This window comes from Microbacterium sp. NPDC064978, assembly GCF_044543605.1.
Classification (GTDB): domain Bacteria; phylum Actinomycetota; class Actinomycetes; order Actinomycetales; family Microbacteriaceae; genus Microbacterium; species Microbacterium meiriae.
On sequence record NZ_JBITWF010000004.1, the window covers coordinates 394,480 to 421,467 of the forward strand.

General features: G+C 70.4%; 31 protein-coding genes. 14 read left to right on the forward strand and 17 right to left on the reverse strand.

The window, feature by feature from the left end:
* Positions 1-19: 19 nt before the first annotated feature.
* Together ACIGJI_RS14900 and ACIGJI_RS14905 are read right to left on the reverse strand one after the other, a co-directional pair.
* Complete coding sequence (locus ACIGJI_RS14900) at positions 20-196, reverse strand: hypothetical protein (RefSeq protein ID WP_025102796.1); 177 nt, start codon at positions 194-196, stop codon at positions 20-22.
* A gap of 9 nt (positions 197-205) precedes the next feature.
* On the reverse strand, positions 206-571 hold the full coding sequence (locus tag ACIGJI_RS14905; protein WP_259952669.1) for a DUF4406 domain-containing protein: 366 nt from the start codon (positions 569-571) through the stop codon (positions 206-208).
* Positions 572-625: 54 nt separating this feature from the next.
* Here ACIGJI_RS14905 and ACIGJI_RS14910 point away from each other — a divergent pair, with 54 nt between their 5' ends.
* Positions 626-1,375, forward strand: a complete 750-nt coding sequence (locus tag ACIGJI_RS14910; protein ID WP_280567692.1) for a DeoR/GlpR family DNA-binding transcription regulator — start codon at positions 626-628, stop codon at positions 1,373-1,375.
* On the opposite strand, the gene ACIGJI_RS14915 is transcribed toward ACIGJI_RS14910, so the two are convergent.
* A complete protein-coding gene (locus tag ACIGJI_RS14915) occupies positions 1,308-2,105 on the reverse strand; it encodes a MerR family transcriptional regulator (protein ID WP_363446118.1) in 798 nt (265 codons plus the stop codon). The genes ACIGJI_RS14910 and ACIGJI_RS14915 overlap by 68 nt on opposite strands.
* Before the next feature lie 68 nt (positions 2,106-2,173).
* Here ACIGJI_RS14915 and ACIGJI_RS14920 point away from each other — a divergent pair, with 68 nt between their 5' ends.
* The 6 genes from ACIGJI_RS14920 (at position 2,174) to ACIGJI_RS14945 (ending at position 6,588) form a co-directional block, all read left to right on the forward strand.
* On the forward strand, positions 2,174-2,626 hold the full coding sequence (locus ACIGJI_RS14920; protein WP_363446116.1) for a DUF6194 family protein: 453 nt from the start codon (positions 2,174-2,176) through the stop codon (positions 2,624-2,626).
* Between the two features lie 23 nt (positions 2,627-2,649).
* The gene (locus ACIGJI_RS14925; protein ID WP_363446114.1) at positions 2,650-3,174 is read left to right on the forward strand and encodes a putative immunity protein; all 525 of its coding nucleotides are present in this window, start codon (positions 2,650-2,652) and stop codon (positions 3,172-3,174) included.
* A 119-nt stretch (positions 3,175-3,293) separates the two neighbouring features.
* Positions 3,294-3,971, forward strand: coding sequence for a response regulator transcription factor (locus ACIGJI_RS14930; protein ID WP_187662732.1), 678 nt, complete (start codon positions 3,294-3,296; stop codon positions 3,969-3,971).
* A complete protein-coding gene (locus tag ACIGJI_RS14935) occupies positions 3,964-5,289 on the forward strand; it encodes an ATP-binding protein (RefSeq protein WP_363446112.1) in 1,326 nt (441 codons plus the stop codon). The genes ACIGJI_RS14930 and ACIGJI_RS14935 overlap by 8 nt, the downstream gene beginning before the upstream one ends.
* Positions 5,290-5,459: 170 nt before the next feature.
* Positions 5,460-6,332 carry a hypothetical protein gene (locus ACIGJI_RS14940; protein ID WP_363446110.1) on the forward strand — a complete coding sequence of 291 codons (873 nt, stop codon included), beginning with the start codon at positions 5,460-5,462 and terminating at the stop codon, positions 6,330-6,332.
* Between the two features lie 28 nt (positions 6,333-6,360).
* Positions 6,361-6,588 (forward strand): RNA-binding S4 domain-containing protein, encoded by a 228-nt coding sequence (locus tag ACIGJI_RS14945; RefSeq protein WP_025102805.1) that lies wholly within the window; start codon positions 6,361-6,363, stop codon positions 6,586-6,588.
* Here the strand turns inward: ACIGJI_RS14945 and ACIGJI_RS14950 are convergent.
* Entirely contained in the window at positions 6,528-7,520 is a 993-nt protein-coding gene (locus tag ACIGJI_RS14950) for a DMT family transporter (protein ID WP_363446107.1), read from the reverse strand. The genes ACIGJI_RS14945 and ACIGJI_RS14950 overlap by 61 nt on opposite strands.
* 32 nt (positions 7,521-7,552) lie before the next feature.
* On the opposite strand from ACIGJI_RS14950, the gene ACIGJI_RS14955 reads away from it, so the two are divergent.
* A complete protein-coding gene (locus ACIGJI_RS14955; protein WP_363446105.1) occupies positions 7,553-8,158 on the forward strand; it encodes a TetR/AcrR family transcriptional regulator in 606 nt (201 codons plus the stop codon).
* On the opposite strand, the gene ACIGJI_RS14960 is transcribed toward ACIGJI_RS14955, so the two are convergent.
* The gene (locus tag ACIGJI_RS14960) at positions 8,155-8,631 is read right to left on the reverse strand and encodes a hypothetical protein (protein ID WP_363446103.1); all 477 of its coding nucleotides are present in this window, start codon (positions 8,629-8,631) and stop codon (positions 8,155-8,157) included. The two genes, ACIGJI_RS14955 and ACIGJI_RS14960, sit on opposite strands and share 4 nt — an antisense overlap.
* A 91-nt stretch (positions 8,632-8,722) precedes the next feature.
* Here ACIGJI_RS14960 and ACIGJI_RS14965 point away from each other — a divergent pair, with 91 nt between their 5' ends.
* Positions 8,723-9,355: a transcriptional regulator gene (locus ACIGJI_RS14965; protein ID WP_363446101.1), complete on the forward strand. Its 633-nt coding sequence runs from the start codon at positions 8,723-8,725 to the stop codon at positions 9,353-9,355.
* A 9-nt stretch (positions 9,356-9,364) separates the two neighbouring features.
* Here ACIGJI_RS14965 and dnaB read toward each other — a convergent pair whose 3' ends face one another.
* Positions 9,365-10,738, reverse strand: a complete 1,374-nt coding sequence (dnaB, locus tag ACIGJI_RS14970) for a replicative DNA helicase (protein WP_187662739.1) — start codon at positions 10,736-10,738, stop codon at positions 9,365-9,367.
* A 516-nt stretch (positions 10,739-11,254) separates the two neighbouring features.
* Between dnaB and ACIGJI_RS14975 the strand changes: the two genes are divergently transcribed.
* Both ACIGJI_RS14975 and ACIGJI_RS14980 read left to right on the forward strand, forming a co-directional pair.
* A complete protein-coding gene (locus ACIGJI_RS14975; RefSeq protein WP_363446099.1) occupies positions 11,255-12,319 on the forward strand; it encodes a hypothetical protein in 1,065 nt (354 codons plus the stop codon).
* 102 nt (positions 12,320-12,421) lie between these two features.
* The gene (locus ACIGJI_RS14980; RefSeq protein ID WP_363446097.1) at positions 12,422-14,128 is read left to right on the forward strand and encodes a hypothetical protein; all 1,707 of its coding nucleotides are present in this window, start codon (positions 12,422-12,424) and stop codon (positions 14,126-14,128) included.
* 201 nt (positions 14,129-14,329) lie between these two features.
* On the opposite strand, the gene ACIGJI_RS14985 is transcribed toward ACIGJI_RS14980, so the two are convergent.
* Complete coding sequence (locus ACIGJI_RS14985; RefSeq protein ID WP_062637798.1) at positions 14,330-14,695, reverse strand: cupin domain-containing protein; 366 nt, start codon at positions 14,693-14,695, stop codon at positions 14,330-14,332.
* Between the two features lie 16 nt (positions 14,696-14,711).
* Positions 14,712-16,838 (reverse strand): CapA family protein, encoded by a 2,127-nt coding sequence (locus ACIGJI_RS14990; protein WP_363446095.1) that lies wholly within the window; start codon positions 16,836-16,838, stop codon positions 14,712-14,714.
* 87 nt (positions 16,839-16,925) lie between these two features.
* Here ACIGJI_RS14990 and ACIGJI_RS14995 point away from each other — a divergent pair, with 87 nt between their 5' ends.
* Positions 16,926-18,614: a trypsin-like serine protease gene (locus ACIGJI_RS14995; RefSeq protein ID WP_363446093.1), complete on the forward strand. Its 1,689-nt coding sequence runs from the start codon at positions 16,926-16,928 to the stop codon at positions 18,612-18,614.
* An 80-nt stretch (positions 18,615-18,694) separates the two neighbouring features.
* On the opposite strand, the gene rplI is transcribed toward ACIGJI_RS14995, so the two are convergent.
* The 4 genes from rplI to rpsF all read right to left on the reverse strand — a co-directional run bounded on the left by rplI (position 18,695) and on the right by rpsF (position 20,362).
* Positions 18,695-19,147 (reverse strand): 50S ribosomal protein L9, encoded by a 453-nt coding sequence (gene rplI / locus ACIGJI_RS15000; protein WP_187662744.1) that lies wholly within the window; start codon positions 19,145-19,147, stop codon positions 18,695-18,697.
* A gap of 11 nt (positions 19,148-19,158) precedes the next feature.
* Positions 19,159-19,413, reverse strand: a complete 255-nt coding sequence (gene rpsR, locus ACIGJI_RS15005; RefSeq protein WP_017829850.1) for a 30S ribosomal protein S18 — start codon at positions 19,411-19,413, stop codon at positions 19,159-19,161.
* Positions 19,414-19,484: 71 nt separating this feature from the next.
* On the reverse strand, positions 19,485-19,988 hold the full coding sequence (locus ACIGJI_RS15010) for a single-stranded DNA-binding protein (protein WP_025102815.1): 504 nt from the start codon (positions 19,986-19,988) through the stop codon (positions 19,485-19,487).
* A gap of 5 nt (positions 19,989-19,993) precedes the next feature.
* Positions 19,994-20,362, reverse strand: a complete 369-nt coding sequence (rpsF, locus tag ACIGJI_RS15015) for a 30S ribosomal protein S6 (RefSeq protein WP_021201450.1) — start codon at positions 20,360-20,362, stop codon at positions 19,994-19,996.
* 226 nt (positions 20,363-20,588) lie between these two features.
* Between rpsF and ACIGJI_RS15020 the strand changes: the two genes are divergently transcribed.
* Positions 20,589-21,293, forward strand: coding sequence for a hypothetical protein (locus tag ACIGJI_RS15020; RefSeq protein WP_315636742.1), 705 nt, complete (start codon positions 20,589-20,591; stop codon positions 21,291-21,293).
* An 89-nt stretch (positions 21,294-21,382) separates the two neighbouring features.
* Positions 21,383-21,631, forward strand: a complete 249-nt coding sequence (locus ACIGJI_RS15025; protein WP_363446091.1) for a DUF2283 domain-containing protein — start codon at positions 21,383-21,385, stop codon at positions 21,629-21,631.
* Between the two features lie 22 nt (positions 21,632-21,653).
* Here the strand turns inward: ACIGJI_RS15025 and ACIGJI_RS15030 are convergent, their stop codons facing one another.
* The 5 genes from ACIGJI_RS15030 to ACIGJI_RS15050 are packed head-to-tail and all read right to left on the reverse strand — an operon-like array spanning position 21,654 to position 26,862.
* Entirely contained in the window at positions 21,654-22,493 is an 840-nt protein-coding gene (locus tag ACIGJI_RS15030) for an ABC transporter ATP-binding protein (protein WP_363446089.1), read from the reverse strand.
* Entirely contained in the window at positions 22,486-23,301 is an 816-nt protein-coding gene (locus ACIGJI_RS15035) for an ABC transporter ATP-binding protein (protein ID WP_187662748.1), read from the reverse strand. The genes ACIGJI_RS15030 and ACIGJI_RS15035 overlap by 8 nt, the downstream gene beginning before the upstream one ends.
* Positions 23,298-24,209: an ABC transporter permease gene (locus ACIGJI_RS15040; RefSeq protein WP_187662749.1), complete on the reverse strand. Its 912-nt coding sequence runs from the start codon at positions 24,207-24,209 to the stop codon at positions 23,298-23,300. The genes ACIGJI_RS15035 and ACIGJI_RS15040 overlap by 4 nt, the downstream gene beginning before the upstream one ends.
* Positions 24,206-25,267, reverse strand: a complete 1,062-nt coding sequence (locus ACIGJI_RS15045; protein ID WP_187662750.1) for an ABC transporter permease — start codon at positions 25,265-25,267, stop codon at positions 24,206-24,208. The genes ACIGJI_RS15040 and ACIGJI_RS15045 overlap by 4 nt, the downstream gene beginning before the upstream one ends.
* 11 nt (positions 25,268-25,278) lie before the next feature.
* A complete protein-coding gene (locus ACIGJI_RS15050; protein ID WP_363446087.1) occupies positions 25,279-26,862 on the reverse strand; it encodes an ABC transporter substrate-binding protein in 1,584 nt (527 codons plus the stop codon).
* Between the last annotated feature and the right edge of the window lie 126 nt (positions 26,863-26,988).

Consider the following 26,988-nt stretch of genomic DNA (forward strand, 5'->3'; position numbering starts at 1 on the left):
TGGGCGATTCGAAGGCCGATCAGTCGGCGTCGCGGGTGAAGAGGCTCCGCAGCACGAGGAAGACCACCACGGCGACGACCGCGACGATGGCGAGCTTCGCGATGAACCAGAGCACCGAGAACAGCGCGCTGACGATCCACCACGCGATCACGACGGCGAGGATGACGCCGAGGACGGTCCAGATGTTCTTGGTCATGCCTCCAGCCTACGGAGTCGCGGCGGCCGGGATCTCCTCCAGCGACCGGTAGACAGGCAGTCCGCGCTCGTGGGCGATGGCGACATCCTGGTCCGCGCCCGTCGAAGCCCCCGGAAGGCGCAGCACCGCATCGCAGTGCTGGAGGAGGCGGTGCGCGGTCTCGTACATCACGTCGCCGGTCTCCACTTCGGCCGCGTCGAGGGTGCGGAGGATGGGCAGAGCGGCCCATTCCCCGATCATCGGCACGTGGCCGAGGCGGAAGATCGGACCGGACGCCTCCTCCAGACGCGCGAGATTGCGGGCGATCAGGGTGGGGTCGCCGTTGGTGCCGGAACGGTAGGGGCCGGCGATCAGGATCAGGAGTGGCTTCATCATGGAGATGACTGTAGTCTGAATCATGCATAAACGTGCAATTTCGTGAGGAAACGTATGTTCGCTGCTCAGCGCAAAGACCACCTGCTCGCCGTGCTCGCCCGCGAGGGACGGGTCGTGGCGAAGGCTGCGGCCGATGACCTCGGAGTATCGGAAGACGCCATCCGCCGCGACCTCCGCGAGCTCGCCGAGGAGGGCAGGCTCCAGCGCGTGTACGGCGGCGCGCTGCCCATCGCCGCGGCCGATCGCCCGGTGCGCGAGCGCCACGACCTGGCGACCGAGAGCAAGGAGCGGGTCGCCCGCCAGGCCGTCACGACCATCCGCCCCGGATCGACGATCGTGCTGGATGCCGGAACCACCACGCTCGCGATGGCGCGACTGCTGCCCTCTGGCACCGGCGTCACGGTCATCACCCCGAGTCCCGCCGTCGCCCTGGCCGTCGCCGAGCACTCGGATGCGCGCGTGATCATGATCGGCGGCGAGCTCGCCCGGCACTCTCTCGTCGCCGGAGGGGGACTCGCGATGGAGGCGATCCAGCACCTCGCTGCCGACGTGTTCTTCGTCGGGGTCACGGGTGTCGACCCGCGTCACGGCCTCACGACGGGCGAGCTCGACGATGCCGTCACCAAGCGGGCGATCGCCTCCCGATGTGCCGCGACGATCGTGCTCGCGAGCGACGAGAAGATCGGCGCCGCCTCGCGCTACCCGGTGCTGCCGTTCGAGGCGGTCGCCGCGGTCATCACCGACCCCCTCGACGAGAATCCGCTGATCCCCGAGGTCCTGGCGCAGATCCCGGCGGGGGCGTGAGCGAGGATCCCTCCTCCGCGAGGCGTTCCGTGAGCAGGGCGTGCAGGTGACCTGCCGCCGCGAGAAGCGCCACGCTACGGCGCGTGAGGTCAGCCAGCCGCTCCGCGAGGATGCGCTGCACGTCTTCGGTGTCACCATGCGCTCGCACCTCGTCGATGATCCGGGATACCGCGGGGATGCCGTAGCCGCCCGAGCGCAGGGCGGCGGCGATCCGCGCCTCGGTGATCGCGAGGGAGTCATAGGAGCGGACCGATCCCGCGCGACGAAGGGGGCGCACGAGCCCTTCTCGCTCCCAGTGCCGAAGTGCGGAGGAACGGACGCCGAGCGCCTGGGCGAGTTCGCCGATGGCCATCGCATCGTCCTCGATGAACGGATCGTCGGCCTCCGCCACCGCGTCCTCGAGTCCGCGCAGGGCCGCGCGCACCCGTGAGCGTTCGAGGGCGAGATCCGCGTGCAGGTCATCGATCCGCTCCGCCGCATGCTCGACCGATCCGCCGATGAGAGCGGGCATCAGTCGACGCGCGGGCACCGGACCGAGCGCCGTCGCCAACGCGCGATAGGCGCGCAGCGCCAGGGCATGCGACATCCGATACCGCCGGTACCCGTTCGCACCGCGCTCGGCGGCGGGGAGGACACCGAGGCGCTCGAGGTCGCGCACCTGCTGCGTCGAGTAGTCGACCAGCCGTCCGAGCGCCGCCGTCGTCATCACCTGCTCTTGAGGGTTCTGCACCGCGCTTCCTCGTCTTTCCGGCCCTTGAGTCCACATAAGCACATCAGCCTCAGCATTGAAGGATGGATATGCAGGAGATCATCGCAGAGGTCCGCTCGTTCGACGGTGTGCTCGTCGTCGCCCCGGAGGCAGGTAGCGACTTCCCCGAACTGTCATGGGGAGACGCGTACTTCTACCACGCGCCCGACGGCCGGATGCCGGAGCGCACGCAGCCGTACGGGACGATCATCACGAAGGACTATCCCGACGACACGTCCTCCGCGCTGGACGCTCCAGGGCGCTTCCGGGTGAACATCCACGTCGGACGCGAGCGCGCGGAGTCGATCAGCGCGGCGGGGTCTCTCACGGGCGGCGACACCGACCCGACGGCGGTCGACGTCTTCCGACCGCACCCGTTGTACGGCACCGCCGGCTGGGTGTGCGTGATCGACCCCGCAGAGGCGACGGAGGGTGCCGCGCTCGCCCTCCTCCGCGAGGCGCACGAGGCGGCACGTGCGCGCACCGGACGACGGGCGAGATGAGTCCCGTGTCGACTCCTCAGGGCATGACCGAGTCCGACCGTCGCATCGTCGCGGTGTGGGCGGCCGACTGCGCCGAGCGCGTGCTCCCGCTGTTCGAGAGGGAGGCCCCGGACGACGTCCGTGCGCGTGATGCCATCGCCAGGACGCGCGCCTTCGCCCGTGGCGAGCTCACGGCTGCGGGCGAGATCCGTCGTCGCTTCGTCGCGGGCAGGGCTGCCCGCAGCGCCGTGACACCTGCCGGCACCGCGGCCGCCCGCTCCGCGGCACAGGCCGCCGGGGTCGCGCACATGGGTGCGCATGCTCTCGGGGCAGCCGCCTACGCCGCGCGAGCTGTCGAGCTGGCACACCCGGACGCCCCCGACGTCCGCGTCGCAGAGGTGCGCTGGCAACTCGCGCACCTCTCCCCCGAGGCCGCTGCGGCCCTGCGCACCCTCCCGCCCCTGGGCACCGACCCCGCCGGCCCGCTCGGCCCCGGGCTCCTCTCCTCCGGCCCCCTCGGCGAGGTGATCCGCGACCTGCAGGCACACCTCTCGTCCGCCGTCGATTGAGTCCCTCTTCGAATCGCGCAACTGGCTGTATCTGAGCCGCAGATGGAACCAGTTGCGCGATTCGAAAGCGGTCCGACGGCTTCAGCCCCGATTCAGCGTCGACCCGCCACACTGGGGGGATGCGGATCCTGGTGGTGGACGACGAGGTGCGTCTGGCCGAGGGCGTGCGCCGCGGACTCGAGGCGGAGGGCTTCGCGGTCGACGTCGCCCACAACGGCGTCGACGGCCTGTGGCGGGCCCGCGAGACCCGGTACGACGCCATCGTGCTCGACCTGATGATGCCCGGCATGAGCGGGTGGAAGGTCTGCGAGGCCCTGCGCGCCGAGGAGAACTGGACCCCCGTGCTGATGCTCACCGCCAAGGACGGCGAGTGGGATCAGGTGGAGGCGCTGGAGAGCGGCGCCGACGACTACGTCACCAAGCCCTTCTCGTTCGCGATCCTCGTGGCCCGACTCCGGGCACTCGTGCGGCGCGGCGCCGTGGCGCGACCGACGATCCTCGAGGCCGGCGACCTGCGACTGGATCCCGCGGGACACCACGTCTGGCGCGGCGAGGCCCCGATCACCCTGACGGCGCGCGAGTTCGCTGTGCTCGAGCACCTGATGCGGCACCGGGGGCAGGTGCTGTCGAAGCGCGACCTGCTGGCCGGCGTCTGGGACGACGACTTCGACGGCGACCCGAACATCGTCGAGGTCTACGTCGGCCACCTCCGCCGCAAGGTCGACAAGCCGTTCGGGCGCGAGGCGATCGAGACCATCCGCGGTGCGGGCTACCGGCTGGCGGCGAACGGTGGCTAGGCGGCTCTGGCGGTCGGTCCGCGGCCGGACGACCCTGGGTGCCACCCTGGTCGTCGCGGTCGCGCTGCTCCTCGGTGCCTTCTCCTTCTACGGGGTGCTGAGCGCGAGCATCCACGGCAGCACCGAACGCGCGGCGGAGCAGCGGCTGGAGGAGCTCGTCAGCCGGTTCGACGGTCCGGGCCGACGCGGCCCCGACCAGCTCGACGACGACCTCGTGCAGCTGCTCGGACGCGAGGGATCGGTGCGGGCGTCCAGCGAGGAGGCCGCCGATGCGCTCGGCGCCACCCCGCTGCCCGTGGACGACGATCCGCAGGTGGTCCGCATCGACGGGGAACCCATGCTCGTGGTGTCCGACGACGTGGAGGGCGACCAGACCCTCGTGCTTGCGGTGCCGATGGAGGAGGACGCGGAGACCCTGGCCACCGTGGCGACGCTGCTCGTGATCGCCGTCCCCGCGCTGCTGCTGCTCGTGGCCGTCACCACCTGGCTCGTCACGGGGCGTGCGCTGCGGCCGGTCACCCGCATCCGCCAGGAGGTCGAGGGCATCACCGCCGAGCGCCTCGATCACCGGGTGCCGGTTCCCGACACCGCGGACGAGATCCACTCCCTCGCCGTGACGATGAACGGGATGCTCGACCGGCTCGACGCGGCGGCGACCGCGCAGCGCCGCTTCGTCTCCGACGCCTCGCACGAACTGCGGTCTCCCCTGGCGACGATCCGTCAACACGCGGAGCTCGCCCAGGCGCACCCGGAGGTGACGAGCATCGACGAGCTCGCCGAGGTGGTGGCCGAGGAGGGGCTGCGGCTGCAGGGCATCGTGGAGTCGCTGCTGCTCCTCGCCCGCCTCGACGAGGGTGTCACCGGGAGCACCGAACCGGTCGACCTGGACGACCTGGCCCTCGCGGAGGTGCGTCGGCTGCGGGCCGCCGGGCTCGACGTCGACGGGTCCGGCATACGCGCGGCCCGCACTGCCGGCGATCCCCGCCTGCTCGGCCAGCTGCTGCGGAACCTCGCGGACAACGCCGCCCGGCACAGCAACGGCCGCGTGGCGATCGGGGTGGAGCCACGGCCGCAGCACGTCGTCCTCACGGTCGAAGACGACGGCTCCGGAATCCCGCCGGAGGAGCGGGACCGCATCTTCGAGCGCTTCGTCCGGCTCGACGAGGCCCGCAGTCGCGACGCGGGAGGCAGCGGGCTCGGTCTCGCGATCGCCCGGGGCATCGCCACCGCCGCCCACGGCGCGATCGCGGTGGACGCCTCCCGGTGGGGCGGCGCCCGCTTCACCGTCACCCTCCCCTCGGCCGGCCCTCTCTCCTGACCCCGCCCCCGGGCACAGCTGCGGAGATCGCCCACGACACCCCGGCCATGACCTCCCCCCGGACGGCGTGTCGTCGCCGAGCTCCGAAATCGTGCCCGGGATATCGGTTCCTGAACGGGGCTTCAGGAGGCTTCAGGGTGGCTTCAGCGGCGTCGGGAGACCATCGAGACATGAACGACAAGACTCCTGCTTTCGACCAGAACCCCACGCCGGACGAGAACGACACCGCGGGTCAGAACGCGGCACCCGCGGTCCCGAGCGCGGGCCAGAACCAGCACGCCGGACAGGACTCCCCCGCCGGCCCCGGCACCACCGCCGACGCCCCGACGGTCCCGGTCGCACCGACCTCCGGCCCTGCCGCTGCCCCGGAGGCACCGGCCGCCGCAACCCCCGCCACGCCCGGACGCAAGCGCGCGCTCCTGATCGGTGGCGGGATCGCGGCCGCGGTACTGCTCGCCGGCGGAGGCGTCGCGGTAGGTGCCGCGATCGGCGACGAGTTCGGTGACGACGACGACCGCCCCGCCGTGGAGGGACCCCGGCACGACCACGGCCCGCGCGGAGACCACCGCGGCGACGAGGATGCCCGCCCGAGCGGAGACCGGGGCGACCGCGGCCCTGTCACCGGCATCGGCACCGACGACGTCGACGAGCTCCTCGCGATCGCCGCCGCCGCCCAGGACGCCGCCGAGGGCGAGGTCACCTCGATCGACGCGAAGCGCGACGGAACGTGGGAAGTGCAGCTGACCACGTCCGCCGGGGACGAGACCGAGGTGCGCGTGGACGACGACCTCACCGCGACCGTGGTGTCGACCGACGCCGCAGACGACGACGACAAGGGACCGACTCTCACGCTGGACGAGGAGACCATCCGCACGCTCGTCGACGCCGCCCTCGCCGAGGCCGAGGGGATGATCACCGACCTCGATGTGGAATCCGACGACGTGAGCCCCTACGACGCCTCCGTCCTCACGACGGACAACCGCTCGATCGACATCTCCTTCGACGCCTCGTTCGCGGTCGTCGGCACCGACGTCGACGAGTGACCGCGGCCCTGACGGCTAGCATGCAAGGATGACGAACTCCGATCCGATCGACGAGGTCTCCATCGGCGGCGAGGTCATCCGCCTCGGCCAGTTCCTCAAGTTCGCGGGACTGCTGGACTCGGGCGGCGACGCGAAAGAGGTCATCATCGACGGCTACGTCACCGTGAACGGCGAGGTGGACCGGCGCCGCGGGCGTCAGCTCCGCGACGGCGATGTGGTGACCTTCGAGGGCCGGGCGGTCCGCGTCCGGCCCTGACCCTGCATCGCGGAGCCTCCCTCCACCTCCGCGCCCCGGTTCCGCGCCTCGCTCACGAGCACGGCGGTCACCCCGGCCCCGCACAGCGCGAACCCGCCGAGCGTGATCGCGGTGAGGGGCTCGCCGAGCAGCAGCGCCCCGCCGATCGCGGTCGCCGGGGCGACGAGGAAGAGCAGGGCCTGCAGCGCGGTGATGCCGACCCGGCGCAGCAGCCACCAGTACAGTCCGTAGGCGCCGAGCGTAGGGAAGACCGCGGTCAGGACCACGGCGATCCAGAACGACGGTCGAGCCGGCGGCACGAGTGCCCCGGCGAGCGCGCCGATGACGAGGAGCAGCACGGCGGTCACGCTCACGTGGATGGTCAGGGTCAGCAGCACCCCCGTGCGCACGGCCGTCCGCCGCTGCACCAGCGTGCCGATCACGAGGCAGACCATCGCCGTCGCCGGAAGCAGGTAGGCGACGAGCGGCGCGCGGCCGGCGCCGAACTGCGACTGGACGACGAGCAGCACCCCCACCGCCCCGATCACCAGCCCCGCGACCTGAGCGCCGCGTACGCGGAGGCCCAGCACCGGACCGACCAGCACGGCGACGAGCAGCGGCTGGACGGCATCGATCAGCGCGACGGTGCCGGTGGCGATGCCTGCGGCGACGGCGGCGTATACAGCGGCGCAGTATCCGAACTGGGCGAGCGATCCGATGAGCGCCTGGACGCCGAGTTCGCGACCGGTCATCCCCCTCGCCGCACCGGACACCGCGACGAGGATCACCAGCACGACGGCGAGCGGCGTGAACCGCCAGACCAGGAGCGTCAGCGGGTCGACGTCCGCGGTGGCGACCGCGGGGATGAGGAATCCCGAGCTCCACGTGAGGACGAAGGCCACCGCCGCACCCACGGTCACGACCCGGGAGAGTATACCGATCTGTTTACTCATCCCGTCACTATACAGGTTGGTATACTCGCCGCATGTCGACAACCGTGCCGGAGCTCCCGCCGCTGACCCCCGGGGCGCGCCGCGTGCTCGACGCCGCCTCCGACCTCTTCTACGAGCGCGGCATCCACGCCATCGGAGTCGACACCATCGCCGCGGCCGCCGGCGTCACGAAGAAGACGCTGTACGACCGCTTCGGATCGAAGGAAGCGCTCGTCGTGTCGTACCTGCAGCACCGGGACGCCCGCTGGCGCGATCACGTCGCGGCCCACCTCGCGCGGGTGCCGGAGCCGGGGCCTGCCCGTGTGCTCGCGATCTTCGACGCAGCCCTAGCCTGGGTGCCCGACAACAGCACCAAGGGATGCAGCGCCATCAACGCGCGTGCCGAGATCGACGGCCCCGGGGATGCCCCGCTGGTGCTCGCCGAGGCCCGTCGCGAGAAGGAGTGGCTGCTCGCGGTGTTCGCAGAGCTCTGCGATGAGGCGGGCTTCCGCGATCCGGAACGTCTCGCGGAGACGCTCATGCTCCTCTATGAAGGGGCCATCGTCACCGTCGGCATGGGGACCTTCGCCGAACCGTTCGTCACCGCTCGCGACAGCGCGCGGCGGATCCTGGAGTCCACACCGTCCGACGCGTCCTAGACGTCGGTCGTCGGGAAGGACGCTCGCGGCGGCAGCACAGCGCGCACCGTGACCACGAGAAGGGCAACGAGCAGCACCACCATCGTCACGTCCGCGACGATGTAGGCGTAGTGCGCGCCGTCGGTTCCCGGAGCCTCCTGCCCCGCGATGACGAGATCGCTGCGCCGGTTGAGGATCGGGCGGATGACGATCACCTCGACGAGGAACACCAGCCACAGCCCGCCGAGCAGCAGCGCCGAGGGACGTCCGGCCCTGGCGCGGATGCTGACCGCGGTCAGCACGAGGAGCACCGCTCCCGCGAGGACATTGAGGGCGGTGAAGACGAGGCGACCGATGCCGAGCCCCAGCGGGATCGTGATTCCGGGAGCCAGGAACTTCAACGGCGCCTCCAGGAATGAGATCGCGACGATCGCCCCGAGCAGGAATGCGGGCAGGAGCAGGCGCAGCGCGGTCACCGTGCGTCCACCCGTCATGGCCTCAGGGTAACCGGACCGGTCGCCGCCGTCGCCAGGCCTGGCCGTGGAAATCGACCCCTCATCCGGCATCCGGGGGATAATGGGTAACATGCCACGTCCTACCGACGCCTACCGCGGGCTCATGCAGAGCAGTCGGCTGCGGGTTCTCGCCGCTGTGATGGACTCTCCCGGAATCGGGCTCGCCGAGCTCTCCCTCCGGATGGGCCTCCACGTGAACACCCTGCGCGACCACCTTCGCGTGCTCGAGGGCGAGGGCCTCGCCCGGTCCGAGGTCGAGCACACCGGTCGACGCGGACGGCCGAGGCTGCGCTTCTCCCCCGTGTTGCCGAGCGAGCCGAATGAGATCGAGGAGCGGCGGGTCCAGGAGGCGATCCGTCACGGCGACCTCATGCGCGCGGTGCTCCCGGCGACGCGATCCGGGCTCCCGGAGGCCGCGACGCATCAGCTCGATGCGCTGTTCCACCACCTCGACGACGTGGGCCTACAGCCGGACATCGACGAGAAGGCGATGACCGTCGACCTCTCCCCCTGCCGCTTCCACACGCTGCTGACCGATGACCAGACCGTGGTCTGCCGGGTGCACGAGGAACTCATGAAGTCGGTGCTGGCGAGAGCGGGCGGCCCCGTGGAGATCGAACGCGTGATCCCGTTCACGACGTCCCACTCCTGCCACGTCCGGCTCAGCCTCCGTGAGGAGTCGGCGTCCGACGTGGGACGCTGATGCCGCGGCTCAGGTGAAGTCGCCGCCCGGCGCCATGTCGGCGAACCGAGAGTAGTGCCCCTGGAAGGCGACCGTGATGGTCGCGGTCGGACCGTTACGGTGCTTGGCCACGATGAGGTCGGCCTCGCCGGGACGGACGTCCTTGTCGTAGACCGAGTCGCGGTGCAAGAGGATGACCATGTCGGCGTCCTGCTCGATCGATCCGGACTCTCGCAGGTCGCTGATGGCGGGCTTCTTGTCCTGTCGCTGCTCGGGACCACGGTTCAGCTGCGACAGCGCGATGACCGGCACCTGCAGCTCCTTGGCGATGAGCTTGAGGCTTCGGGAGAACTCCGAGACCTCCTGCTGACGGGACTCGACGCGCTTGCCGGATGTCATGAGCTGGAGATAGTCGATGATGACCATCCGCAGACCGGCCCGCTGCTTCAGCCGCCGGCACTTCGCCCGGATCTCGACGAGCGTCATGTTCGGGCTGTCGTCGATGTAGAGCGGGGCGTCGTTGATGCGGCCGCGGGTGGCGGCGACCGTCGTCCAGTCCCGCGGGTCGAGCGTTCCCTTGCGCATGTTCTGCAGCGGGATCGCCCCCTCGGCGCTGAGCAGACGCATCGCGATCTCGCTCTTGCCCATCTCGAGCGAGAAGAAGATCGAGGGGAAGTCGTGCCCGATCGAGGCCGCACGGGCGAAGTCGAGGGCGAGCGTGGACTTACCCATCGCGGGTCGCGCGGCGACGACGATCATCTGGCCGCCGTGCAGGCCGTTGGTGAGCTCGTCGAGCTCGCGGAAGCCGGTGGGGATGCCGGTCATGGAACCATCGCGGCCGTTGGCCGCCTCGATCTCCTCGACGGCGGCATCGACCGCGACGGTGAGCGGTACGTAGTCCTCGGCCGTCTCCGAGCCGGTGACCGAGTAGATCTCCGCCTGCGCGTTGTTGACGATGTCGGTCGCGTCGCCCTGGCCGTCGTAGCCGAGCTGGACGATGCGCGTCCCGGCGTCGACGAGGCGGCGGAGGATCGCTCGCTCGGAGACGATGCCCGCGTAGTAGCCGGCGTTGGCCGCGGTCGGGACGATCGACGTAAGGGTGTGCAGGTAGTCCGCGCCGCCCGCCTTGTTCAGCTCACCGGTCTTGATGAGCTCGTCGGTGACGGCGACGACGTCGGTCGGCTCACCGTGGGAGTAGAGGGAGAGGATGGCCTCGAAGATGAGCTCGTGCTTCGGGATGTAGAAGTCGGCGCCCTTGAGCGTCTCGATCACATCGGCGACGGCGTCCTTCGACAGGAGCATGCCGCCCAGGGCGCTCTGCTCGGCGAGGAGGTCGTGCGGAGGGGTGCGCTCGGGCGGACGCTGCCCTCCCAGGCGCTCCGCGGAGATGTCGGCGATCGACACTGTGTTCCCTTCGATGCGACGGTTCTGAGGCGGGCCCCGCGCTCGCATCCGCGGATGCCGGTGCGGGGGACCGCGGCCGCGCGGCGGCCATCCCCAGACAAGCAGGTGCCCCCGACATTCGGTCGCTCGACCACGCTATGAGCGGTCTCCACACGGTGCAACACGGCCTGTGGATAACTATGTGGACAGCGTGCGGACAATCTCGGAGTGTCTGTGCAGAACGGGTGTGGATAACCCGGTGGACGGTGTGAAAAGCGAAGTTTTTTCTGCCAGCCGACCAGGCATAAATCGTTTCCCCAGCCTGTGGATGAAAACGAGTTTAAATTGCGCGTTGAAGGTTTCCCCTCCGGAGGGGGCATGTGTAGAACCTGGGGAAAGTCAAGCCGGAAATCCGCCGGGCGCGTCACGATCTGACACGAGACGAATCGGATGTAAACGCCCCTGGACAGAGAGGGGGTCCGCGAGTATTGTGCCTCCCATCGACACACCCGTAGACCTTCGGAGGGGGAGGACCACGTGGACGCTCGGACCACCCGACGCGGCGTACCCCACGCCGTCCTCTGGGGTGGCGTCGGCGTGCTCGCCTGGGCGGCCCTGACCGTCCTCACCAGTGGGGGCTCCGCGCATGCGGCCGAGGAGCCGAAGGGTCCGCTCGACGGCCTCACCTCCGTCGTGTCGGAGACGGTCACCGCCGTGACGAAGCCGGTCGTGAACAACGTCGTGGCTCCGGTGGTGAACCAGGTGGCGACGCCTGTGGTCCAGGAGGTCGTCGCGCCCGTGGTGCACGAGGTCGTCGCTCCGGTCGTGACTCACACCGTCGCTCCCGTGCAGGAGACCGCTCCCGCCGTCGTCGAGACGGTGACCGAGACGGTGACGCAGGTCCCGGTCGTCGGAGACACTGCGGCTCCCGTGCTGGCGGCGGTCGCCGAGACCACCGAGACGGTCGTCGAGCCCGTCACCGACGTGCTCGGCTCTGCACCGGTCTCGCAGATCACCGCGCCCGTGCTCGACCTCGTCGGCGGCCTTCCGCTGGTCGGCAGCATCGTCGTCGACTCCGGCGCCATCGACCTGGTCGAGAACGTCGTCGGTGTCGTCGACGGCACGACCGGTCTGATCGGCGGCGTCGTCGACGAGACCGTTCCGCCGGTCGTCGAGGTGCTCACGCCACAAGAGCCGGCTTCACCGCAGACCCCGGAGGGCTCCGTCCCCGCGGGCGTCCCCCCTGTGCGCGACGACATCCCCGCGCTTCCCGAGGCTGCGCCCGCACCGTCGGCCTCGCCGAGCACGGGCCAGGACTCTGCGCTCCGTACCGTGGCTTCCTTCGCAGGCCCGGTCTCCGCGCCCGACTCCTCGGACGCCGGTGCCGGTGACACCGCTCCGGTGCCGTTCGGTGCCCCCGCGGGCGCCCCGGCCGCCCCCGCCTCTTCCTCCGCCGCCTCGGCCGGAGGTTCCACCAGCGCCCCCGCTCGCCTCAGCGAGATCGGCGCGACCCCGCTCCGTGCCTGGGAGCGGGCCGCCGGCGCACGGGACGACGCCCTTCCGGGCGCACCCGTCGCCGACACCGACGTCTCGCCTGACTGACGGACTGTCGCGTCATCCCACCGGGATGACAGATGCCGTGCTGCGCGCGCACTTCCTCGCGCGCATCCCATCAGACAGACCAGTCACGTCAGGAGAACAATCATGCGTACCTACGCGAAGCGAGTCCTCTGGGGCACGCTCATCGCCGGCGGGATCACCCTGCTCGGCGCGACGGCCGCCAATGCGGCCGAGACATCCGGAGACGACGGCTTGCTCTCCGGCACCCAGGCGGTAGCGCCCATCACCGCCCCAATCACGGTCGTCGACAACGCGATCTCCGTGCTCGGCGACGCGGCATCCACCGCGCCGGCTCCGGCCGCGGCTCCCGCCCCTGCTCCGGCTCCCGCACCGGCGCCCGCCCCCGCTCCGCAGACGAGCGGCGAGGAGGGCACCGCATCCGGCACCCAAGCCGTGGTGACCGTGAACCTCCCCGTCACGGTGACGGACAACGCGATCAGCCTCACCGAAGACTCCACGACCAGCACCCCGGCCGCCGCTCCTCCCCAGAGCGCGGCTCCCCAGGCCCCTGACGCGGCCGGGGTGCTTTCCCTCGACACGGACGGCCTGGATGGCGTGCTCTCGGGCACGCAGGCTCTGGTGGCGGTCAACGCCCCGGTGACCGTGTCCGACAACGCCATCTCGCTGCTCGGTGACTCCGAGTCGGCCGCTGAGGGAGAGAGCGCCGCAGCACCGGCGCCGGCCCCGGCGACCGGGTCGAGCACCTCGGGCGAGGACGGCACCGCGAGCGGCACCCAGGTCGTCGCCCCGGTGACGGCCCCCGTCACGGTGAGCGGCAACGCCATCTCGCTCCTCGGCGACAGCGAGGCCACCGGCACCTCCGGCGGCACCGCGGCCCCGACCGCACCCGCGGCCGGCGGGAGCACCACCGGCGGTGACGACAGCATCCTCGGGGGCACGCAGGCCGTGGCACCCGTGACGGCGCCTGTCACCGTCGGCGGCAACGCCATCTCGCTCCTCGGTGACAGCGAGGCCACCGGCACCTCCGGCGGCACCAGCCCGGCACCGGCTGCGCCCGCGGCCGGGTCGAGCACCTCGGGCGAGGACGGCACGGCGAGCGGCACCCAGGTCGTCGCCCCGGTGACGGCCCCCGTCACCGTCGGCGGCAACGCCATCTCGCTCCTCGGCGACAGCGAGGCCACCGGCACCACCGGCGGCGCCACGGCCCCGACCGCACCCGCGACCGGAGGCAGCACCACCGGCGGTGACGACAGCATCCTCGGCGGCACCCAGGTGGTCGCGCCCGTGACCGCCCCCATCGGCGTCACCGGCAACGCCATCTCCGTCACCGACGACGCCACCGTCACCGGCACCGCTGGCGGCGCCACGTCCCCGACCGCACCCGCGACCGGAGGGAGCACCACCGGCGGCGACGACAGCGTCCTCGGCGGGACTCAGCTGGAGCTCCCGGTGACGCTTCCCATCACGATCGGCGGGAACGCGATCTCCGTCGTCGGCGAGAGCACGGTGACCGATCCCGGCACGAACCCGGGCACCGATCCGGGCACGGACCCGGGCACTGATCCCGGAACGGACCCGGGCACCGACCCGGGCACCGACCCCGGAACGGACCCCGGCACCAACCCCGGAACCGACCCCGGAGCGAACCCGGGAACGACGCCGAGCACCGGAGCCGACATGACCAGCATGCCGTGGGCTGCGGGTGCCGCCGCGACGGGTGAGGCCACCGGTCTCGCGATGACCGGTGGCGCCTCGGCCCCGTGGCTGTGGGCCCTCGCCGCTCTCCTGCTGCTGGGAGGTGCGGGCCTGCTGCGCCGTCGCACGGCGTAGGCGCTGAGCCCCGGCGGTGGCGATGTCCTCGGGGGAGGAGACTCGCCCCCGCCGGTGCGCGGCAGCGTCCGCCCGTGCGGTGCAGCCCTCGCTGCGCTTCCTCTGCCGAGCGTGACCGTCGCGCAAACGGCGGATGCCCCGTGGTCCCCCCACCGCGGGGCATCCGTGCGCCCGTTCGGCGAAGCGCGCGGGATGTGGTGGTTAGCCGAGCTCCTGGAGCTCCGCCGTCATGTCGCCGCCTGCGTCTCCGGTATTGACCGTGCCCTTCGGCTCGAAGAGGATCGCCTGCACCTCTTCCTCGGCTTTCGGGCAATGCTCGACCCCCCGAGGAACGACGAACACGTCGTTCGGGTTCAGGACGACGTCGCGGTCGCGGAGCTGGATCGTCAGGCGCCCGCTCACCACGAAGAACAGCTCGTCGGTCTCGGGATGCGTGTGCCAGACGAACTCGCCCTGCAGCTTCACGACCTTGACGTCGTAGTCGTTGACGCTCGTCAGCCGGTGCGGCTGCCAGTGCTCGTGGATGGTGGACAGGGCCTCGTGCACATTGCGAACGTCGTCCGTCATGGCCAGCAGCCTATCCTCACGGCGGGGCGATCAACCCGTCGGCGTCGACGACGGCGGCACTGCCCGGGAAGTCCCGTCGGCCGCGCTCGTCCATCAGGGCGCCGGCCCGACCGGTCGGATCGGGCGCCGGGGCGCCGCCGTCGGCCTCCAAGACGATCGAGCGGACCTGTCCGCCGAGATACGTTCCGTCTGCGCGGAGACGGACCGACAGGTAGGCGCCGAAGCGCGTCTCCTCCTCGGCCCCGAAGACGCCCCCTCCCGCGAAGTTGCCCAGGCTGTACGCGATGAGCCGGCCACGGTAGAACTCCGCACCCCGGACGACGTGCGGACCGTGCCCGACCACCAGATCGGCCCCGGCGTCGACGGCCGCGTGCGCGAACGCCTGCGGATCGCCCCGGTTCTCCCCGAAGCTGAGCTCGGTCCCCCCGGTGACCGCGTCCGCCTCCGGTCCCTCGGCGCCCATGTGCGCGTGGACGACGACGAGATCGGCCTGCTCCGCCGCCGCGCGCACCACCTGACCGACGTGACGGAGGTCGGTGACCCGGTTGAATCCCCCGTACGGCGCGAAGCCGACCAGGGCCACGGTGGTCTCCCCCACCCTCGTCACGACGACCTCGTTCCGGTCCCCGACGGCGTCCATGCCCTCCGCGCGCAGAACGGCCCTCGTCTCGTCGACGCCCTCCCGGCCGAAGTCGTGACTGTGGTTGTTCGCCTGATTGAGCACGTCGAAGCCGCGCAGCGCCGCAGCGGCATCCGGCTCGCTGCGGAACGCGAGGCAGTGGTCGCTCCCGCCGCACTTGTCGACGCCGGTGTCGGCCGCGATCACCTGCTCGAGGTTGCCGGTGACGATGTCTTCGGTGAACCACGGGCGCACGGCGTCGAAGGTCGATCGTCCGCGATCCACCGGGATCCCGCGCGACGCGTCGTACAGCAGGATGTCGCCGACGGCGCCGATGCTGACCTCGCCCTCGTTGGTGGCGGCGCGGTCGGCGGTCGCGGCCGGCCGGGCGGGAATCGCCGCTGCCGCGCTGACGGCGAGGCCGACCCCCAGCAGTGCCAGCATCGCGACCGGGGTCCGCCAGGGGACTCTGCGAGGCGCGCCGTCGACCGCGGCCCGCCGACGAGGCAGATCCCACAGCCAGGCGAGTCCATCGCGAGCGGTGAGGCGATCGAGGCCGATGCACGCGGCGACGAGAGCCGCCGTGAGCACGACCGGGAGCAGGACGGCCGCGATCAGCTGCACCGCCTGCCCCGCCTCGGACAGCACTCCCCCGAGCGCGGCGTCGGCGAGCGCGAGCAGCGGCATGTGCAGGAGGTAGATCGGCAGGGTCCGGACGCCGAGCGCCTGCAGGCCCCGCCCGACCAGAGGGAGGCCCGCGAGGATCGGGGCGACCGCGAGTCCCATCGCCACCCCGAGGACGGACACCGCCGGCCACACCCCGGGAACGGTCTCCGTACCCGTCACGCGCATGACGGCGTAGGCGGCGAGGTACCCGAGGATCAGGGCCCCGGCGAGTGCTGGTCGCGGACGAGCGGTGAAGCGACGGATGCGCGGTGCGAGGTACGCACCTCCGAGGAAGAAGAAGAGGTTGTAGAGGAGCGATCCGCGGTTGCTCACCACATCGACCAGCCCGGCGGCCACCGCCACCGAGAGGACTCCGGAACCCGCCAGCAGGACGCCGCGCGGCAGTCGCTGCAATCCCTTCGCGACGACGAAGTACAGCGCGAGGGCGTAGAGGTACCAGGTGTTCGGCGGGCTGATCGTCACCCCCTCCACGAACGCGGAGACACTCCTCGGTACGAACGTCGGGAAGTCGGGGAACGCCCACATCGCGGCGGCATGGATGAGGCTCCAGAGGAGATAGAGGTAGAGGAAGCGGCCCACGCGCGGACGGAGCACGGCCGCCCACGGTCGAGCCAACGCTGCGGAGGCGAAGTATCCGGACAGGAACAGGAACAGCGGCATGAGGAACGGCCAGATGAGGTCGCTCGCGAGACCCCAGGCTCCGGGAAGGGGGATGCCGAGCCGCCAGTCGACCTGCAGGTAGGTCTTCAGCACGACGTGCCAGAACACCACGAGGACGATCAGCAGCCCCTTCGCGGCATCGCCCCAGGGCGCGCGCGATGTCGTCGCTGCGGTCATGGCACCAGTCCACCCCACCGGATGTTGCGAGAGCGTATGCGAATCCGGCGACAGTCCTGCAACATCCCCGTCCGTACGGTCCTTCGCATGACACGCATCAGATACCTCGTCGCCGCCGTGCTCGCCTCGCTCCTGGTCCTCGCGGGCACGACGCCCGCGCTCGCGATCAGCGACGGCAGCGACGCGACGGAGCCCTACCCCTTCATGGGCGCCTACAAGCCCGGCTACCCGAAGACGCCGGGGCCGGGAGGCAACGGCTGCGGCGTCACCCTGATCGACGCGAACTGGGGCCTCACCGCCGCGCACTGCCGCAAGAACAACCTCGTCAGCACGGGAAGGCCGAAGGGATGGACGGTCCAGTTCGGTTCCGCCGACGTGACGGAAGGCGGTGAGGTCGCCACGGTGAGCCGGTTCTTCCGCCTCCCCGGGGGTACCGAGCCCGTGTTCGGTGAAGACCTCATGCTGTTGCGCTTCGACGAGCCGGTGTCGCAGACGCCGATCCCTCTCGCGTCGGCGCGGCCGAAGGTAGGCACGGCGGTGCGTTTTCTCGGTTGGGGTAATGACGCGAGTCCGGGCGAACAATCCCACTACCCGACGATGCTGAAGGAGTTCGACGCGCGAGTCCTCGACAACGCCGACTGCCCCACCATCGAACGAGCCAGCGAGATGTGCGCCGGCGACGGCAAGACCGGAAACGCAGACTCCGGGGGGCCGCTGCTCGTCCGCGTGAACGGAGGGTGGGCCCTCGCCGGCATACTCACCGGCAGCGAAGACCAGAACCCGGAGGTCAGCGGCCTCTTCACCGACGTGACCGCGCACGCCGACTGGATCCGGACCGTCATGTCGACGTACGAGTCGATTCCCGATGACGTCGTGCCCCATGACCCCCTCGCCGGCTACCCGGGCGTCGGGCCCTGCGCGTCCTCCATCGTCAGAGCCGCGGCGTCGACGGTCGAGGACCATGCCCTCCTCCTCACCAACGGGCACTGCACCCCGGCCGTGGATCCGTCTCGAGACATCCCGCAGCCTGGAGCATTCGAGCTCGACCGATCATCGGACTCCTCGGTCCCGTTCAAGGACGAGAAGGGGTACCTCCTGACCACGTCGAGGACCGAGCGGCTGCTGTTCGCCACCATGACCGGCACCGATCTCGCGCTCTATCGGCTCGACGCCTCCTACGCCGACCTCGAATCGCAGGGCGTCACCGTCCTGGACATCGCCGCCGCGCCGCCGAAGATCGGAGACGTGGTCACCCTGCAGGCGGATGAGGGCCTCACCTGCACCGTCGAGACGGTCGTCCCCACCCTGCGCGAAGGCGAGTATGAGCTCTACGACTCGCTGCGACTGGCGAAGGGCGAGGACTGCGAGACCTACCACGGCACCTCCGGGGCAGCCCTCGTCGCCGCCGACGGGAAGACCATCGTCGGGGTGAACAGTTCGAGCAACACCGACGGGGAGAAGTGCACGGAGGACAACCCGTGCGAGGTGGGGGCGGACGGGAAGATCAGCGTCCACACCGATCAGGCCTATGCCCGTCAGGTCACCGTGCTGAACGACTGCATCGCGGCCGGTTCGGTGTTCGACGCGGACGCTCCCGGGTGCACCCTCGCCGCCGCTGCCCGTGGCGAGGAGCCGCTGAACGTCCCGCTCCTCGTCGGCGGTGCGGTGTTCGGCCTCGGCATCGTGGCGTTGGCGTGGGCGCTCGTCGCGCAGCGTCGACGGAGGCATCACCTCATCGACCAGACGATGGAATCAGGCAGCACCCCTGCCGCCTGACCCGCGTCCAGACGCAGAAACGCCCCCTGTCCCGGAGGACAGGGGGCGTTCTGTTCGACAGGCAGGGCCCGTCGGGTGCCTTACTTGGCGGCGACGACCTGCAGCGTGATGACGGCAGTGACGTCCTCGTGCAGACGCACGGTCGCCTCGTGCTCACCGGTCGCCTTGATGGGCGAGGTGATGTGCACCTTGCGCTTGTCGATCGAGCCGAGGCCCGCAGCCGTGACGGCCTCTGCGACGTCGGCGGTCTTCACCGAGCCGAACAGACGGCCTTCCTTGCCGGCCTTCACCGCGAGGCGCACCTTGGTGCCCTCGAGGGTGTTCTTCAGGGCCACAGCCTCGTCGCGGTCGTGGATCGCGCGTGCCTGACGCGCGGCCTGGATCGATGCGACCTGCTTTTCGCCACCGCGGGTCCACGCCGTAGCGAAGCCCTGCGGGATGAGGAAGTTGCGGGCGTACCCGTTCTTGACCTCGACCACGTCACCGGCGCTACCGAGCCCGGCGACCTCGTTCGTGAGAATCAGCTTTGCCATCTCGATACCCCTTACCGGCCGGCGCCAGCGTAGGGCAGGAGCGCCATTTCGCGCGCGTTCTTGATCGCCGTGGCGATCAGACGCTGCTCCTGCACCGAGACACCGGTGATACGACGGGCGCGGATCTTGCCGCGCTCCGAGACGAACTTGCGAAGGGTGGCGACATCCTTGTAATCGATGACACCGACCCGGATGGACTTCGCGGGAGCGGTGGGCTTGCCACCCTTCCGCGGCTTGCGGCGGTCGCCGCTCGACTTTCCAGCCATAGTTTTTCCTTAGTGATGAGCGGGGTGCGGCCCTTCGACAAGCTCAGGGACCCACCCGTGAAGAAGTGTTTTCAGAAGGGGGTGTCGTCGCCGAAGCTGCCCGGAGTGCTCCAGGCGTCGGCGCTGGTCGACGAGCCGGGTGTGGACCACGGCTCCTCCGACACCTGCTGCTGCTGCGCGGGACGGGACTGTCCCCCGCCGCCACCGCCCGAGGCCGCACGGGTGACCTGCGCGGTCGCGTACCGCAGCGAGGGGCCGATCTCGTCGACCTCCAGCTCGATCGCGGTGCGCTGGTTGCCCTCGCGGTCCTGGTAGGAACGCTGGCGCAGACGACCCTGCGCGATCACGCGCATGCCCTTGGTGAGCGAGCCCGCCACGTGCTCGGCGAACTCACGCCACACCGAGGCGCGGAGGAACAGCGCTTCGCCGTCCTTCCACTCGTTCGCGGCACGGTCGAAGTTGCGAGGCGTCGATGCGATGGTGAAGTTCGCCACCGGCAGCCCGTTCTGCGTGTAGCGCAGCTCGGGGTCGGCGGTGAGGTTGCCCACCACGGTGATGACGGTTTCGCCGGCCATGAGACTTAGGCCTTCGCAGCCTTGGCGGCCTTGCGGGCAGCCTTCTCTTCGGAGCGCTTGGCCTCGGAAGCGATCATCGCCTGAGCCTCTTCAGCGCGGAGCACCTTGGTGCGCATGATCTGCTCGTTCAGCTTGAGCTGACGGTCGAGCTCCTGCGTGGCGGCGCTGGTCGCGGTGAAGTTGACGACGGCGTAGATGCCCTCGGTCTTCTTCTGGATCTCGTAGGCGAGACGGCGCTTGCCCCAGATGTCGACGTTCTCGATAGAGCCACCATCGTTGGTGATGACCTTCAGGAACTTGTCGAGCGTCGGGGCGACCTGGCGCTCGTCGATCTCGGGGGTCAGAATGACCATGAGTTCGTACTGGTGCGTCACTTACCCACCTCCTTCGGACTAGAACGGCTCTCGGGGCTTTCCCGGGAGCAGGAGGGTGTGTGCACGTGCCCGCCCGTGGAATCCCGAATGGACGCCGCAAGGCAGACAACCTCGACAGTCTAGCGGAGTTTCCTCGGAACCGCCTCCCGCACATCCGCTCGGTCCTTGGCATGCTGGAGGGCGTGCCTGGTGACGGTCATCGGCACGTGACCTGGAGGGGGGCGCCATGCGCGTCAACAAGTGGGGGGTCGGCGTCGTGCTCGCCGCCGCCGTCATGCTCACCGGATGCTCGGCGGGAGCGTCGGACAAGCCGGCCGAGTCGAAGCCGAGCGGGGCCGCGTCGCAGGAGGCCGAAGCGCCGTCCACCGACTGCCCCGAGCTCACCGACGGCGCCACCGTCGACGGCTCTGCCCTCGGCGCCTGCATCGCCGAGGCCATGACCGACACTGCCGGCTACGCCGCCAAGACCGTCGTGATGGGCATGGAGTCCACCACGCGCTTCAACCCGTCCGAGAAGGCGCTGGAGTCGCTCTCCCCGATGGGCTCGATCGTCGCGATCGGCGACGACGTCTGGGTGAAGTCGCCGTCGAGCGACTGGCAGACCGCCGACCCGTCGTCGAGCGACCCGATCATCGCGGGCCTCAGCACCACCGCGAAGGACGTCACCGCGATGGACCCCGCCGAGACGGCGAAGGCCATCACGGGTGACTTCACCGTGACCGGCACCGGCGAGCGCCTCGGCCAGAAGGTCTACCTCGTCAGCGGCACCGTCGAGCAGGCGGGCACGCCCGTCGAGGTCGTGTTCGAGGTCACCGAGGACTACGTCAACCTCGCCTCGACCAGCTCCGCGACCGTCCAGGGGCAGTCGGTCGACGTCGCGCTCGAGATCACCGAGTGGGACGTGAAGCAGGACATCGTCGCGCCGCTCTGATCGCACGAGACACGCGAAGGGCCGGGGTGCATGCTCCGGCCCTTCGCCGTCACCAGGACCGGTGGCGGAGGAACGAGCGGAGGCCGTTGATGCACCTCAGATATGACCCCGAAGCGGATGCTGCGTACCTCCCGGTCGGACGTGAGCTCCACGCGGGCGAATCCGCCGCGCAGGTACCGGAGATACGCAACCCGCACGGCGCCGGGGAGATCATCCTCGATTTCGACGCCGACGGGCACCTTCTCGGCGTCGAGATCCTTCAGGCGTCGAAGCTCCTCCGGGCCGAAGACCTCGATCGGGCCCGACGCATCTCGAACGAGTCTCCTGACGGAGCATGACGGCAGCTCGCCGTATCCGGCGTCAGTAGGCGACGGGAGGCACCTCGGCCCAGACCGCGCGGTCGTCGGCGGAGGGGGCATCGGGGATGCGGCCGGTGCCGTCGGGCTCCGGGATCGCGGCGAGCAGCGCCTGCGTGTAGGGGTGCCGCGGCGCCGCCCAGAGTTCAGCGGTCGGCCCTGATTCGAGCACCCTCCCGCCGAACATCACGAACGTGCGGTCGGCGATGCGGCGCACGACGGCGAGGTCGTGGGAGATGAAGAGCATCCCGGCGCCGGACTCGGCCACGAGGTCGCGCATGAGCCCCGCGACACTCGTCTGGGTGGACGCGTCGAGCGCGGAGATCGGCTCATCGGCGACGAGCAGCGAGGGCCGCGCGGCGAGCGCTCGGGCGATCGCGATGCGCTGCTTCTGGCCGCCGGAGAACTGATGCGGGAAGCGGGTGCGCACCTCAGCGGGCAGTCCGACCCGCTCCAGCCACTCCTCCACGGTGGAACCGGCGACACCGCGCGCGCGGGCGGTCGCGATGCCGTCGGAGATCTGGTCGCCGATCCGCCGGCGCGGGTTCAGCGAGGTCGCCGGGTCCTGGAAGACCATCTGGATGCCCGTGAGCGCCGTGTCACGACGACGGATCCCCAGCGGCGCGACGGGGGCTCCGCGGAACGACACCGTCCCGCCGGCGGTCTTCTCGATGCCGACGACAGCGCGGGCCAGGCTCGACTTGCCGCTGCCGGACTCGCCCACGAGGGCGACCGTCTCTCCCGCCGCGACACTCAGCGAGACGCCGTTCACTGCGATCACGGGCGGGGTGCCCGGATACCGCACCACCACGTCGCGCGCGTCGAGGACGCTGACCTCACTCATCCGCGGCCTCCTCCGGGCTCTCATCGATGCGCGATCCCGGCAGGGCCGCGAGCAGCATGCGGGTGTACTCGTGCTGCGGAGCGCGGAACAGCGTCTCCCGGTCGGCGAGCTCCACGATGCGACCGTCCTTCATGACGGCGACCGTGTCGGCGATCGCGCTCATCACGCCCAGGTCGTGGGTCACGAGCAGGACGGCGAGGTTCCGCTCGATCGCGAGGTCGCGCAGCAGCTTCAGGATGCCGGCCTGCACCGTCACGTCGAGGGCGGTCGTCGGCTCGTCCGCGAGCAGCACCTCCGGATCGCACGCGAGGGCGCACGCGATCGCGATGCGCTGCCGCTGCCCGCCGGAGAACTGGTGCGGATACCGCTTCAACGCCTCGGCCGGATTCGGCACCTGCACGGTCTGGAGCAGCTCCACCGCCCGCTCGCGCGCAGCGGCGCCCTTGAGCCCGAGATGCACGCGCATGTGATCGGTGAGCTGCCGACCGACCGGAAGCTGCGGGTGCAGCGAGGCCGACGGATCCTGGAAGACCATCGCGATCCGCTTCCCGCGGATGCGGTTGAGCCCCCGGCGGTTGCGACCGACGAGCTCCTCCCCCGCGAGCAGGATCGAGCCGCCGGTCTTCGCCTGTCGCGGCAGCAGGCCGAGCACGGCGAGGGAGGTGAGCGTCTTGCCGGAGCCGGACTCCCCCGCGAGGCCGTGGATGCGCCCCGGTTCGAGTTCCAGGGACACGCCCTTGACCAGCGGACGGCCGATGTCGATCGTGAGGTCGCGGATGCTCAGCGTCGCCGTGCTGTGCGCGGTCATGCGGGCACCCCCGTCGCGGAAGCCGTGTGCTCCGCCTGCTTCTCGTGGGCGATCTCGGCGGTCGGGTCGAGCACGTCGCGCATCGCGTCTCCGAGGAAGTTGAACGCGAGCACCACCGTGAGGATCGCGAGACCGGGGAAGACTCCGAGCCACCAGGCGTCGAAGTTCTGCATCGCACCGGAGATCATCGACCCCCACTCGGCCGTCGGCGGCTGCGCCCCCAGGCCGAGGAAGGAGAGGCCGGAGAGCAGCAGGATCGCCGCGCCGATGTCGAGTGTCGCGAGCACCAGGACCGGGCCGGCGATGTTCGGGAGGATGTCGACGAACAGGGTGCGCACCGGCGAGTGTCCGAGCAGGCGGCCCGCGATCACGTAGTTCTGTCCGCGGAGACCGAGCACGATGCTGCGGGTGACGCGGGCGTACTGCGGCCACGAGACCACGATCGCGGCGATGACGGCGTTGAACAGCGAGGGGCCGAGCGAGGCCGCGACCACCATCGCGAGGATCACGGTCGGGAACGCCATGAACAGGTCCGTGATGCGCATGAGCGTCTCGTCGACGGCGCGCCCGAAGTACCCGGCGACCGCGCCGACGAGGGTGCCGATGATGAGGGCGGCGATCACGAGCATGAGCGCGAGCGGCAGACTCACCGTCGCGCCGGTCATCAACCGGGAGAAGATGTCGCGGCCGTTGCCGTCGGTACCGAGGATCGTGTCGATTCCCGGCGCCTGCAGACGGGGCAGCACCTGCGCGTTCGGCGGGTAGGGCACCCACCACTGCGCGGTGAAGGCGACGATGATCCACGCACCGGCGATGACGGTGCCGATGATGCCGAGCGGGGTGCGCCAGGCGCGCGGCCAGCGGAAGCGGAAGCGTCCGGCGGGGGTCGCTGCGGCGATGCGGCTCATGCGATCCTCACTCTCGGGTCGAGCACGCCGTAGAGCAGGTCCACGATGAAGTTGATGAGGAGGTAGATGACACCGACCACGAGACCGACACCCATGATGCCGGGCAGGTCGAGATTGGCGGCGGAGTTGTAGGCGTACGTGCCCAGCCCCGGCCAGGCGAACACCGACTCGACGAGCACCGTTCCGGAGAGCAGGGCTCCGAAGGCCACGCCGACCACCGTCAGGATCGGCAGCGAGGCACCCCGGAGCACGTAGTCGAGGATGACGCGCATGGCCGGCAGGCCCTTGGCACGGGCCGCGCGCACGTAGTCGCTGCCGAGGACCTCGAGCACCGAGGTGCGGATGAAGCGGGTGAGCAGTCCGATGGTCACGAGCGAGAGCACCATGACCGGCAGCGCGAGGTGCGCGAGGGCGTCGAAGAAGCCCACCGCGTCGCCGTTGAGGAGGTAGTCGACCGTGTAGAGCCCGGTCACACGGGGCGGCGGGGTGATCGACGGCGAGATGCGTCCGGAGCCCGGCGCGATGCGCAGCTCCAGGAAGAACACGTAGAAGCTGACCAGCGCGAGCCAGAAGGTCGGGACGCTGAGCCCGACGAGCGTGACGACGCGGATGACCTGGTCGGTGACGAGTCCGCGACGGTAGGCCGCGAGCGTGCCGAGCACGATGCTGACCGCGAGGCTGACGATGATCGCGCTGATCGCGATCTCGATCGTCGCGGGCACGGCGGTGGCGAGGTCGCTGGTGACCGGGCGTCCGGTCACCAGCGACGTGCCGAGGTCCCCGCGGAGCAGGTTCCCCATATAGATGAAGTACTGCACGAACAGTGGCTGGTCGAGACCGTTCGCCGTGATGAACGCCTCGCGCGTCGCGGGGTTCTGCGACGCGCCCTCGCCGAGCGCGGCCGAGACCGGGTCTCCCGGCACCAGGTTGGTGAGCGCGAACGTGACGATGGTCACGCCCACCAACAGGAGCAGGGAGGTCCCGGCCCGCCGCAGCAGGTATCCGACGAGAGGCGAGCGGCGCCGCTGCGCCTGCCTCTGCACGGCCACTGTCGTCATGAGTCGTCCGATCAGCCGGCGGGCGCGATCTCGGCGATGTCCATCTCCCACACGGAGTTGTAGACGGCGCCGGACACGCTGGAGGCGGAGGAGATGTTGCGACCGGGGACGATCAGCGGCACGAACGGGCCCTCGGCCTGCATGGCCTCGGCGAACTCCGTGAAGGCCTCGGTGCGCTGCTCGGCGTCGGTCGCCGCGGCCGCACCGGCGGCGATGCCCGCGATCTCCGGGTTCGCCTCGGCCGCCCAGCCGGCGCGGAGGCCGACCTTCAGACCGGGCGCGAAGGGCAGGAAGTTCGCGGAGTCGGCGTAGTCCGGACCCCAGAACCAGAGGCCGAAGCCCTCGGTCCCGTTGACGTACGCGTCGAGCTCGGTCGCGAACGGTGCAGGAGCGAGGTCGACGGCGATGCCGGCGTCCTCGAGCTGCGCCTGGATGCGCTCCGCGAGCGGGGTGAACTCCACGCCGCCGACCGGGTAGTCGTTCGGGAACTGGAGCTTGAGGGTCTGACCGGTGTAGCCGGCCTCCTCCAGAGCGGCCTTCGCCTTGTCGAGGTCCTGCTCCACGCCGCTGTCGAGGGTACCCTCGAACCCGGGCGGGATGACGCCGGTCGCCTGCACGGCACCCGCGCCCGCGAGCTCGAGCAGCGCGTCGTAGTCGAGCGCGTAGCGGATGGCCTCCGCGATCTTCACGTTCGCGAGGTCACCGCCGGCCTCGCCCTGGTTGAGCAGCAGGAAGATGGTCTGACCGGAAGGGACCGAGTCGACGCTGATGTCGTCGCCGAGGCCCGCGACCTGGTCGCCGTTGAGGTCCATCGCGACCATCGAGTCGCCGCCCTTGAGGTTGGCGAGCTGGGTCGCGCTCTCCGAGACGTTGCGCACGACGACGCGGCTGTAGGCCGACTCCTCGTCGCCGTTGTACTCGTCGTTGCGGGTGAGGACGACCTGCGAGCTGAGGTCGAGCGTGTCCAGCACGAAGGGGCCGGATCCGGCGGACTCGCCGTCGAGGAAGCCCTGGGCGCTGTCGGAGCCGTCGGTGGTCCCGCCGTTCTCCATGACGACGTCGGCGTTGACGATGCCGAGCGCCGGGTTCGCGAGGATCGCGGGGAGCTGCAGCAGCGGGGTCTCCGAGGTGAACCGGATGGTCTTGTCGTCGACCTCCTCGATCGTCAGGCCGCCGAGCAGGAAGTTGGGCTTGGCGTCTGCCATGCCCTGGATGCGCTGCAGCGAGAACACGACGTCCTTCGCCTCGATGGGCGAGCCGTCGGAGAACACGCGATCGCCGTCGAGCGTGAAGGTGAACTCGGTCGCCTCGTCGTTCTGCTCCCACGACGCCAGGCCAGGGACCGGAGTGGAGACGTCGGAGCCCTCGAAGTCGACGAGGGTCTCGTACAGCGCCTTCGCGATCATGTTGCCGGTCGGGTCGTAGGTGTGACCGGGGTCGGTCGTCTCGATCGAGAACGCGGTGTCGATGACGAGGGAGTCGGAGCCCTGGGACGACTCGGAGTTGTTCGCCGAGTTCCCTCCCGAGCAACCTGCGAGCGCCAGGAGCGCGACGGCTCCGAGCGCGATGACCGGCGTGATACGGCGTGACGACATCAGGGCCTCCAAGGGCGAGGAGTACATTCGGGTCCGGTCGCCACCGATGTGGACGACCGGGGATCAGATTCGCATCATATGCGACGATGTGTCCAGCAAGTGCGCGTCACACAGGCACGCATTGTC